At 70.8% G+C, this 1,430-nt stretch carries 1 protein-coding gene; it reads right to left on the bottom strand.

The window, feature by feature from the left end:
• Positions 1–186 precede the first annotated feature (186 nt).
• Positions 187–1,430 (bottom strand): endonuclease/exonuclease/phosphatase family protein (locus tag AC01FP_RS17590; protein ID WP_474482015.1); only part of this gene is annotated, 1,244 nt, incomplete at its 5' end.

The following is a 1,430-nucleotide window of genomic DNA, read 5'->3' as shown; positions in this document are numbered from 1 at the left end:
CGTCGGTGGCCGGCTTCAGGCCCCGGCGCGCAACGCTGATCGTGCTGGATGCCGGCACGCTCGACGAGGCCGGCGCCCGCGCGCTCGGGCAGCTCGAGCAGGCCGCCCCGGGCTGGCCCTGCGCCGTTCGCGTGGTGATCGCAGGCGGGCCGGCGCCGGGCTGGGCGCGGCCCGTCTAGGGCGCCTTCAGCGGCCGCGCCGCGCCCGGGCCACCAGACCCGCCACCCCGAGCGCCATCATCAGCCACGTGGCCGGCTCGGGCACCGGCGCCGGCACGAAGGCCATGCTCATCAGGACCGGGTCGTGGTCGCTCACCTGGTCGGTGAACTCGCTGTTGGCATGCACCACGTCGTAGACCAGCCCGCTCGCGTTCAGCAGGTTGGGCGACACGTACATGTGGTCCAGCGCCTGCAGGTTGCCCTGGAAGGCATAGGTGTAGCGCTCGTTCTCGGGCAGCGAGTTCGTCAGGTTGGTCAGTCCCGCGGCCTCCAGCGGCGCCAGCGAGCTGGCGAACTGGAAGTCGTTCAGGTCGCCCGTGACCACGATGTTGGCGAACGGGTTGATCGCCAGCAGCCCGGCCACGAAGCTGGCCACCGCCTGCGCCTGCTGCAGGCGCTGCACCTCGGTGCCGTTCTGCGGCGGCTGTGTCGGCCCGAACAGGGGCTGATCGCCGCCCTTGCTGTTGAAATGGTTGGCGATGACGATGATCTGCTGCCCGTCGACCGTGAACTCCGTGACCAGCGGCTTGCGGCTGTTGGCGAAGGCGGGGTTCGTGGGGTCGATGCGGCCGGCGCCCAGGCTCAGCATGATCTGGCCGGTGGCCGTGGCGCTGGCACTCACGGCGTCGAGCGAGCCGCCCACCACGCCCGCGAAGCTGACGCGGCTGGTGTCGTACATGAAGGCCTGGCGGATGTTGCCGCCGGGCTCGCCGCCGTCGGCGTTGTTCACCGGGTTCACCGTGACCCAGGCGTAGTTGCGTCCGGTGGCCGCGTTCAGCGCGCCGGCCAGGTTGCCCAGCGTCAGGTCGGCGGCGACCGTGCCGTTGTTGGTGCTGCCGTTGTTGTCCTGCACCTCCTGCAGGCTGATCAGGTGCGGTGCGCCCAGGTTGCCGGCGATCTGCCCGGCGATGGCGGTGAAGCGCGCCGCGCTGTCGGTGCCGCCGAGGTTCTCCACGTTGTAGCTGGCCAGGCCGAAGTGCCCGCTCGGGATCACCGCGCTCTCGCGCAGCAGCGGGTTGTTCACCACCGTGGCGCTCTGCGTCAGGACCAGGCGGTAGTTGTTGAAGCTGTAGTCGATGACGCCGGTCACGCCCGAGAGGGTGGCGCCGCTGTTCACGGTGGGCGTGGCGACGATGCGGTTGTCGATGAACATCCGGTCGCCGTTGAAGTTGCCGGCACCCACCACGAGCCCGCCGCGCGACGAGGCCCAGG

It is taken from the genome of Cyanobium sp. NIVA-CYA 375 (assembly GCF_056108345.1).
Note: the sequence above shows the minus strand (reverse complement) of the source record. Positions and strands in the feature narration are given on the sequence as shown.